Source organism: Lactobacillus kimbladii, assembly GCF_000970755.1.
GTDB lineage: Bacteria > Bacillota > Bacilli > Lactobacillales > Lactobacillaceae > Lactobacillus > Lactobacillus kimbladii.
This window is the reverse complement of record NZ_KQ034007.1, coordinates 407,196-416,643: the sequence shown is the minus strand read 5'-3', so window position 1 is coordinate 416,643 and position 9,448 is coordinate 407,196. Positions and strand designations below refer to the sequence as shown.

Genomic DNA, 9,448 nt, shown 5'->3' with positions numbered 1-9,448 from the left:
TCTCTTTAAAACAGCTTTTTTATTTTCCCAGATTCACGTGCTTTTGTCAAGCACTTTTTTCTGGGACCTGTTTGCCGTCTTCCCCGACAGCGTTTATTATCTTACTAAAGCAGCGCAATTTTGTCAACTGCTTTTACTCGATTTTTTTGCCTGCCCGCTTAGGCCTCTTGCCTTGCGGCTCATTGCCCGACGACAGTTATTAATACTAGCAATTATTTTTCTCTTTTGCAAGTATTTTTTACAATTTATTGGAGAGACTTACTTCTTTTTTTATGATAAAGTTGTTATATCAAGGTTTAGAGGGGAGTTTTTTAAAATAAAAAAATTTGATTTAGCAATTATTGGGGCAGGTCCAGTGGGATTATTCTGTGCTAATTTTGCCCATCTTCATGGTTTAAAAACTGTAGTTTTTGACTCACTTGCAGAAGTTGGAGGACAACCAAAACTACTTTATCCATTTAAAAAAATTTTGGACATACCAGCTTTTAGTTCTGTTTCTGCTTGCGAATTAATCGAAAAATTACAAACTGAAGACAAACAAAATGCAACTTTTATCTTAAATCATCCTGTGGTAGATCTTAAAAAAATAGACAGAAAATTTATTATTGATAATAATTTTTCTGTAAAAAGCGTAATTATTGCCACCGGAACTGGATCATTTACTCCTAAAAAATTTCCGTTAAAAATGGACGATGAAATCGAAAAAAGAGTTCACTACTATGTTAGAGATCCTCAAAAATTTAAAAATCAAAAAATAGGAGTCTTTGGTGGAGGAGATTCTGCCCTCGACTGGGCAGCTGAACTAGCAGATCAGGAAGGAACGAAAATTAATTTAATTCATAGAAGAAATGAATTTCGTGGTTTGGAATCCAGTATTCAAAAACTTAAAAGTTTAAAAAATGTTGAAGTACAAACTCCCTATCTTCCTAAATCAATTCAAATCAGAGATAATCTACTTAATATTGGTTTAAAAGAGATGGGGACCAGCAATATTATTTACGAACAATTTGATCAAATAATCGTCGGCTATGGCTTCCGTGCTAATAACCAATTTGTAAAAAAGTGGGGTGTCAACTTAAATAATAACCAAATTGAAGTATCACGCTCTATGGAAACAAATATACCAGGCATCTATGCAATTGGTGATGTATCAACGTATCCCGGACGTGTGCCTCTTATTGGACTTGGATTTGGAGAAGCACAAATTGCAATTACTACAATTATGCGTGCGCTTTTTCCCGAAAAAACCTTAACAATTCATTCAACCAGTATTTAGGAGATGTTTATGACAATAATCAATTTTATTCTGCATATCGACCATCATCTGATTGAAATAGTTAATCAGTTTGGCAATTGGACATACTTGATTATCTTTGCCATTATTTTTATTGAAACTGGATTAGTTATTTTCCCTTTTTTACCCGGTGATTCACTAATTTTTGCTGCCAGTTCTTTAGCAGTTAATCCAGAATATAATTTGAATATTTGGTGGATTTATTTTGCGGTATTGCTGGCAGCTATCTTAGGTGATGCCTGTAATTATGAAATAGGTGCCTGGTCTGTAAGACAAGGTACAAAACACACTTGGTTTAACAGGCTGATTAACCAAAAAAATCGTCTGGCCGCTGAAAACTTTTTTAACAGACACGGGCCAATCACCATTGTTATTGGCAGATTCATTCCCTTTATTAGGACATTTGTTCCCTTTATCTCTGGTGGCAGCAATATGCATTATGGCAAATTTGCACTTTATAATGTAATTGGTGGAATAATTTGGAGTGGTCTATTTACAGTATTAGGCGCATTCTTTGGGAACATACCTTTTGTGAAAGAGCATTTTTCAATGTTGCTAATCGCAATTATCCTAATTTCTGTTTTACCGATCTTAATAGTTGCATTAAAAAAACGAATTAAAAGCAAAAAGGAGTTTCATTAAGAACTCCTTTTTATTTTTGCAACAATTTATCAGCAAAATACAGTTCATAAACAATACCTGCAATTGCAAAACAAGACGCAAAAAAACCTTCAGTGAGGACATTAATAATTGGATCTGTCACTGGATCAAATAACCAGGTGTTGCTACCCGCAAAAAATAAATGATGAAAAGTAATAAAAAAATTATCAAAATTAGTAAGTGCAAATGGCAATATTGCAACTGGCAGCAATAAAAACAATAATGCCCATACTTTATTTAAACGCAAAAATTTTTTATTTCGTCTTTGACACCAAAAAAGTATTATTAAACAACACAGAAAAGCAATAATTGCCAATACAAACAATTTTTTGACATCTGCAAAATGACCTGCAGCCATTGAGGAAGTAGGCAAATTACTCATTCGCAATTTACGCTTAAAGGGCCAAATTAAATACCACATTAATTGATTGTAATTGCTCATTACTTGTCCAATTGACAAATTCACTGTTTTATTCGTTTTTTGCACCAAAACAAAGACAAATAATAAGGGCCAACTAGCAACTAGTGCTGTTACAACACTAGTAGAAACAGCAAAAATAAAATGGTAAATAATAGTTAGGATATTATTTCTTTTATTCATAATTTAACCTGATCTAAGCTGTCAACCAAAATTGTAGGTTGCTTTTTACCTTCAATATCCGCAACTTGTGTAATACCAGTAGTTACCAGCAATTGGTCAACATGGCTGTTAAACCCTGCCTTGATATCAGTATCGTAATTGTCACCTACTAAAAGCGTATCTTTTTTAGCAAAATGAAATTTATCTAACAACATATCAATAATCACAGGAGATGGTTTTCCAATAAAAAGCGGCTCTTGTCCACTGGAAGCTGCAATCATTGCACACTGAGAACCATTGCCAGGCATTAAACCTTTTTCACTAGGCAAATTTAAATCCGCATTAGTACCAATAAATGTAGCTCCTTTTCTTATTGCACTTACAGCTACTTGAATTTTGTGGTAAGTCAAATCCGTATCCATCCCTACCACAACGTATTCTGGATTAGAATCATTAAGCTCAAAGGCCGGGTTTTGCATAAATTCACGCCATAAACCAATTTGGCCAATTATATAAACACCAATTTTGTTGGTGCGCTTTTTTTCATTATTTAGAATATAACTTACTGTTGCCATACACGGCGTATAAATATGCGCAATATCAGTTTGGACGCCATGAATTTTAAGCTTATCCACTACCATTTGCGGAGTGCGAGTCGTATTATTAGTCAGAAAAATATAGTCCTTATGCTTTTGTTCAAGGCGCTCAACAAAACGAACCCCAGAAGCAATAGTTTCCTTACCGCGATAAATTGTGCCATCGAGATCAATTAAAAATAAACGGTAATCTTTCACTTACTTACTGCCCTTTCTTTTTTTGATTACAAAAGAATGATGGTTTGCTCGTTCTTTTTTTACAGCTACAGTTTCAGGCCTTTTTATTCTGTTAGGACGCACATGATAGCTTTTAAAAGATTTATTCAGTTTTCTTCTATGCAAACCCTGCGCCTTATTCTTAAACGAATTTTTCCGCCTTCTTCTTTTATTGTAATGATAATGATGCACGGGACTTAAAAGCTGTAGAACAAAATATGGCCCTCCCGGATTACAGTATTCCAGTAAATAGTCAGCAATAGTCTGCTTTTTGCGATCAATTGCTGTTTGAGCATTATCCTGGTAGAAGCCTTTTAAACGCAAATGTTCACTTGATACATCACCCACAATAAAATCATATTGATCTAAATAAGGATCATATTTTTGGCGCAAAAGCTCGAGGTCAAGAGCCTCATTCTTATTAACTACAACCTGATAAAGTTGTTTATTTATTTTTAGCTGATCATTATCTAGGCTTACGACAGCCAAGGGATGCCGCAATGGTTGATCCCGTTCAAATTTATTATCTTTAGCTTTTCTGCTGCTCGTTTGCTCTACCATTATTTTCACTTCCCGCTAACGGATATTTTTTTGCTAAATAATCTCCTATCACTTCACGCAAAAATTGCGGAAATAAGAAATCATTATCACCAACTATTGCCAAAGTAGGGAAAAAAGGCACTAAAACATAATGATCCAAAACAGCAATTTGATATTCCTGGTAGGGATCGACTTCCTTGCCATTTACAAAAACTACTCTGCTCATAGGATCAAACTTGATTCCTTTGTAGTACATTTGACCAAAAATTTTTCCGCGAAAACTCATGCCCTGCAAAGGAAACTGGTCTAAAAAGTGCCTGTTTTTTTCAATTTCCATAATCAGGCGCCACAAATCACTGCCCTTTAAAGTAGAGCGTACAACATGCATGGAATGCGGCAAAGCTCTTTGTAAGTCATATTTAGTTAAAATACCCTTTTTAAATGGTGTTAAAAAAAGACCTGAACTGAGCATAGCTAGTTTTGTTCCGGCAAAATTTGCAATGGCATCCATAGAAACCTGAAGAGCAGCCTCACGGTCATTATCGTATTTCTCAGGCAAATCAGCCACAAGTTCATGACTTAAAATTTCTTTTCCCTTTTGCCTATAGCCTAAAATGGTTTCCTCATCATCTGGTTTAGACTTCATCAAGCTGGTAGGTTCAACATGTGGAGTGATCTTTTGCACATGATGATTATCATCGATTTCCATATAAGTGTCACCCACATAATTGCCCCATTTACCTGTTTGGGTAATCCACACATTTTTTACCTTTTTACCATGTGGCAGCAAGTCATGACTATGCCCGCCCACAATTAAATCAATTTCAGGATAATTTTTGGCCAAAAAATTGTCCATATTTAACCCAATATGAGTTATTAGAATTAACACATCGTATTGCCCCTTCATTTTGGGCAAAACGCTATCCATCGTTTCTTTCAACATTTTAACGTGCCAATGATTAGGTTCATAAGAAAGAGGATACGCAGCAGTCAAGCCAATTAAACCAATTCGAGTGCCTTTTTTGGTAAGCAAAATTTTATCTTGAACAGCCCAATGAGGCATTGAACCGTCTTCTTCACGCAAGTTCGCTAAAATAACGGGAAAATTAGCATGATCAAACAGTTTTTCTACAACACAATGTGAGTTGGAAATTCCTTCATTATTGCCAATAGTAATTGCGTCATAATGAAATGAGTTCATTAGCTTAATGTTAGCTTGGCCATACGTCGCATCAGTCAATGGATGAGAACGATCCATGAAGTCGCCAGCATCAAAAGTAAAAACCTGATCGACAGATTTATCTTTTTGCGCTGCTCTTAAATAACGGCCAATTTTGGGGAAATGTTCGAAATGTGAATGTAAATCATTAGTGTGTAAAATGCGAATTTTTTCCATTATCTTGCTCTCTATCCAATTTGATTAGATTTCAAAACCATATTATATGCATCTAAGACTTTTCCTTTTGGCTTTTTCCATTCCACCCAATCAGGATTTTTCCAGTCATCTTCATTAGTCAAAGTTTCAAGCTGATAGTTTTTATTAATATATTCTTCATAGGTAATAAGGGCTTTAGTACGAGGTATGTTCAATTGCAAAATACGCACGCTTTTTATTTTTCCACGATCAGCTGCCAGTTCGGCTATCCCATTTTGATCAATATTAGCAATTTCAAAATACTTACTGCCGTCGTTGCGCACTATTTCTTCAATTAAATCAAACTCTTCATATTGTTCATTCATTAATATCCCCCACATAAATTAAATCTGTGACATGTAGCAAAAAATGTGCAACCATGCTATTGTAGTTAACAATAGAGGTGTACACATGAAATATCAAAGCCAATTAATCAGGGCTCTAGTTTTTAGCATCATTTTTATTACAACCTGTGGTTTTACTGTGGTCGGCCATCGCGGAGACCCCAGCAAATATCCTGAAGAAACTATTCAAAGTGATAACTCTGCTTTTAATTCGGGTGCTGATTACGTTGAGCTTGATCTCCATCTTTCTGCAGATGGCGAGTTAGTTGTTTCACACGATGATGACTTGTTTCGCGTGACCCATACACATGCAATTGTATCACAAAATAATTGGCGGGCACTTAGCGAGTTAACCTATGATAATGGTGAACATGTCATGAGTTTACCACAATTATTTAAATACTATCAAAAAAGACCAAATACAAAATTTATTCTTGAAACCAAAATAGATCATTCTTCAGATCCATCTTATGAATTAGAAGATCAGATTGCAGCGACTATCAAAAAGTATCATATGGAGAAACGGGTTATGATCCATTCTTTCTCAGTTGCCAGCTTGTTTCACTTCCGTAAGATTATGCCCGATGCCTATTTAATTTTAATTGTGGGCAGCCTTAAAAGAATAAATTTTAGTAATTTACCTCAGGTAAATGCCGTTAATGTTTCTTCTGATTTAATTTTAAATCATGCCTGGCTGATACATTGGCTGCATCAGCTAAATAAACAGGTTTTTGTGTGGACTGAAATGGATGAATCCCCTGATTTATGGCAATGGCTAATTAACAAAAATGTTGATGGCGTCGTAACTAACTTTCCGAGTACTGGTTTTAAATACAAACTGGCAAAGGAAGGTACTAAAAAATACGATATTCACCGCAGTGGCAGTTATTTTGGCAAAAAAAAGACTAATACTATGATGAATCCTTATGTGCGGGATAAGCAAAATAAATTTGTTTATCCGGGGCAAAAATTTGAGGTAATGTACGGGGTCAGAGCCCATAATCAGCTTTACTATCAAATTGCCAACCAGACCTTTATTTCGGCAGAATTTGTTAATATGGATTTAACACCTGAAGATATCGCACCTTATCAAAATAAGCAAGTATTAGCCAAGCCGCAAAAAGACGTTCATGTTTACCGCTTTCCTGATAATCAATCAAAAACTGATAAAGTTTTACCTGGTAATACTTTAATAAAAATAGAGAACTTCAATGGCAGTCCCAAAAGTTTATGGCTGTATACATCCTTAGGCTGGGTCAAAGCAAATGATATTCTGTTCTATGGCTTTTTTGACCAAAGCAGTTGGCAAAATTATCGTCATTTACCACGCATAAGTCGCTATTCCAATATTGCTTTAACTCCCTATTTACCACTACAATCTGCTAAACCGCTCAATACTTGGCAGCAGATAAAGCAAATTCAAAAATTATCTACTAAAAAAGTGCTGCATAACTAACATGCAGCACTTTTTATATAATAAACAATTTTTACTCATTTGTTGTACTTTGCTTTTTTAATATTTCATAAGGCAGTTCAATCTGAGTTTCTGGCACTTCTTCATTATTCATCAGCTTAGTGAGCATTCTCATTGCTACTGCGCCAATATCATAAAGTGGCTGCCGAATAGCTGTTAATGCGGGACGTACAACTGATGCAATTTGCGTGGCACTGGCCGTAATTATTTCTAATTCTTCCGGCACTTTCTTACCTGCATCAATAGCTGAATTCAAAATCCCGACAGCAGTGACATCTCGGGTCACAATTACACCATCGATACCATCTTGATCTAACTTAGATAATAAATTATAACCATCAGAATGGTCTTTAACATTAGAATAAATATGGCCCTCACCCAAATTATGATCTGCCATAAATTTCTTGTATGCTGGAACTCTGTTTTGGGCATTAACTACAGTATCTGGATCGCCTAGCACTAAAGCTAAGTTCTTTCTGCCATCATTATAAAGCAAGTTCAAAGCTTCGGTATCCGCCTTTTTATAATCTATAGCAACTGACGGAAATTCACTGTGGCTATCCTTAGTTCCTGCCAGAACCACCGGAGTATCAGTACGCTTAAAGGCTTTAACAGCTTCTTCAGGCAGTGCATCTGACATGTAAATTACGCCATCAACCTGTTTATTAAGCAAGCCTTGAATCGCCTGATCTTCTCTCATCAAACGGTTTTCAATACTGGTAATAATAATGTTGTACTTATATAAAAGCGCAATGTCATCAATACCTTTTGACAATTCTGCAAAATAAAGATTGGTTAGATCTGGCACGATTAAACCGACCGTAGTAGTTCTCTTGGATGCAAGTCCTTGTGCTACTGCATTAGGCTGATAATGCAAACGGTTAATTACTTTCATTACTCGATCGCGCGTATCTTTACGCACATTTGTATTGCCATTAACTACTCGTGAGACTGTGGCCATCGAGACTTTAGCCTCACGAGCTACATCATAAATTGTAATATCTTGTTTACGCATTCTTGGTTCCCCCATCTTAATTTTACTAGTATAAAATTTATCATCTTTTTTCAAAAAGTGCAAACGTTTACAACTATTCTTTCATTTTTTCATTGCAAGAACATGATATACTTTCTTTAACTGAAAGTTCAAGATGGAAGGAAAAAGCTATGAATTTAACAAAATTACAAGAATGGCTGCAAAGTTCTGATAAGGATGTAGCCTATATTTCTAACCCAACTACAATTGCCTACTTTACCGGATATGATATGGAGCCTCACGAACGAATTTTTGCTCTTTTAGCATTTAAGGATCAGGATCCGTTTGTGTTTGTGCCGGCTTTAAACGTTGAAGAAGCCAAAGACTCCGCCTGGAACGGTGACGTATACGGTTATCTGGATTCAGAAAATCCATGGGAGATTATCGCTGACAAGGTAAAAAGCAGAACACAAGAGTATCAAAAATGGGCTGTAGAAAAAAACAACCTGTCTGTTTCTCACTACCAACTCATTCACGCACAATTTCCAGATGCCAATTTTGACGGCGACGTTTCGAATTTTGTTAATAAAATTCGTCTTTATAAAACTCCTGAGGAAATTAAACAATTGCAAGCCGCTGGCCGTGAAGCTGATTTTGCATTTCAAATTGGCTTTGATGCTATTAAAGAAGGCGTCACTGAGAGATATATAGCGGGACAAATTGAGTATCAGCTCAAAGTACAAAAAGGAGTAATGCATGAAAGTTTTGAAACTATTGTGCAAGCTGGTGCCAATGCCGCCAATCCTCATTTAGGTCCTACTATGAATAAAGTTAAGCCAAATGAATTAGTTCTTTTTGACCTGGGAACAATGCACAATGGCTATGCTTCAGACTCCAGTCGTACAGTAGCCTATGGCGAGCCGACTGCTAAAGAGAGAGAAATTTACGAAATTGATCGTGAAGCTCAACAAGCTGCTATTGATGTGGTTAGACCTGGTATGACAGCTTCTGAACTCGACAGTGTTGCTCGAGATATCATTACTAAAGCCGGCTATGGTGAATATTTTATTCACCGATTGGGTCATGGCATTGGCAAGGAAGTGCACGAATACCCATCAATTGTTCAAGGCAACGATTTGATCATTGAAGAAGGCATGTGTTTTTCGATTGAACCCGGAATTTACATTCCAAATGTTGCGGGTGTCAGAATCGAAGATTGTGGCGTCGTTACTAAAGATGGCTATGAACCTTTTACTCATACCAGTAAAGAACTCAAAGTTTTGCCTCTTTAAACAAGAATTTAAATTACTTGACCACATAAAAATGGCACTAGCAGCAATATCTTATCTGCTAGTGC

The 9,448-nt window shown here is 36.0% G+C and carries 10 protein-coding genes; 4 read left to right on the top strand and 6 right to left on the bottom strand.

All coding sequences use genetic code 11. From position 1 onward, the window contains the following. Both JF75_RS02445 and JF75_RS02440 read left to right on the top strand, forming a co-directional pair. Positions 1-1,276: NAD(P)/FAD-dependent oxidoreductase (locus JF75_RS02445; RefSeq protein WP_425339128.1), on the top strand; the 1,276-nt coding region annotated here is incomplete at its 5' end. A 9-nt stretch (positions 1,277-1,285) separates the two neighbouring features. Then, positions 1,286-1,936 (top strand): VTT domain-containing protein, encoded by a 651-nt coding sequence (locus JF75_RS02440; protein WP_046331704.1) that lies wholly within the window; start codon positions 1,286-1,288, stop codon positions 1,934-1,936. Positions 1,937-1,946: 10 nt separating this feature from the next. On the opposite strand, the gene JF75_RS02435 is transcribed toward JF75_RS02440, so the two are convergent. Genes JF75_RS02435 through JF75_RS02415 form a run of 5 tightly spaced genes read right to left on the bottom strand, consistent with a single transcriptional unit; the run spans position 1,947 to position 5,626 of the window. Next, positions 1,947-2,555: a TIGR01906 family membrane protein gene (locus JF75_RS02435; protein WP_046331703.1), complete on the bottom strand. Its 609-nt coding sequence runs from the start codon at positions 2,553-2,555 to the stop codon at positions 1,947-1,949. Further along, complete coding sequence (locus tag JF75_RS02430; RefSeq protein ID WP_046331702.1) at positions 2,552-3,328, bottom strand: TIGR01457 family HAD-type hydrolase; 777 nt, start codon at positions 3,326-3,328, stop codon at positions 2,552-2,554. The genes JF75_RS02435 and JF75_RS02430 overlap by 4 nt, the downstream gene beginning before the upstream one ends. Next, positions 3,329-3,907 carry a YutD family protein gene (locus tag JF75_RS02425; RefSeq protein WP_046331701.1) on the bottom strand — a complete coding sequence of 193 codons (579 nt, stop codon included), beginning with the start codon at positions 3,905-3,907 and terminating at the stop codon, positions 3,329-3,331. It lies immediately after the preceding gene. Then, positions 3,876-5,282, bottom strand: a complete 1,407-nt coding sequence (locus tag JF75_RS02420) for a bifunctional metallophosphatase/5'-nucleotidase (RefSeq protein WP_046331700.1) — start codon at positions 5,280-5,282, stop codon at positions 3,876-3,878. The genes JF75_RS02425 and JF75_RS02420 overlap by 32 nt, the downstream gene beginning before the upstream one ends. 11 nt (positions 5,283-5,293) lie before the next feature. Continuing rightward, on the bottom strand, positions 5,294-5,626 hold the full coding sequence (locus JF75_RS02415; RefSeq protein ID WP_046331699.1) for a hypothetical protein: 333 nt from the start codon (positions 5,624-5,626) through the stop codon (positions 5,294-5,296). An 85-nt stretch (positions 5,627-5,711) separates the two neighbouring features. Here JF75_RS02415 and JF75_RS02410 point away from each other — a divergent pair, with 85 nt between their 5' ends. Further along, entirely contained in the window at positions 5,712-7,100 is a 1,389-nt protein-coding gene (locus JF75_RS02410; protein WP_046331698.1) for a glycerophosphodiester phosphodiesterase, read from the top strand. Positions 7,101-7,131: 31 nt separating this feature from the next. Here the strand turns inward: JF75_RS02410 and JF75_RS02405 are convergent, their stop codons facing one another. Next, positions 7,132-8,133, bottom strand: coding sequence for a substrate-binding domain-containing protein (locus tag JF75_RS02405; protein WP_046331697.1), 1,002 nt, complete (start codon positions 8,131-8,133; stop codon positions 7,132-7,134). Positions 8,134-8,282: 149 nt separating this feature from the next. On the opposite strand from JF75_RS02405, the gene JF75_RS02400 reads away from it, so the two are divergent. After that, positions 8,283-9,383, top strand: coding sequence for an aminopeptidase P family protein (locus tag JF75_RS02400; protein ID WP_046331696.1), 1,101 nt, complete (start codon positions 8,283-8,285; stop codon positions 9,381-9,383). The last annotated feature ends 65 nt before the right edge of the window (positions 9,384-9,448 follow it).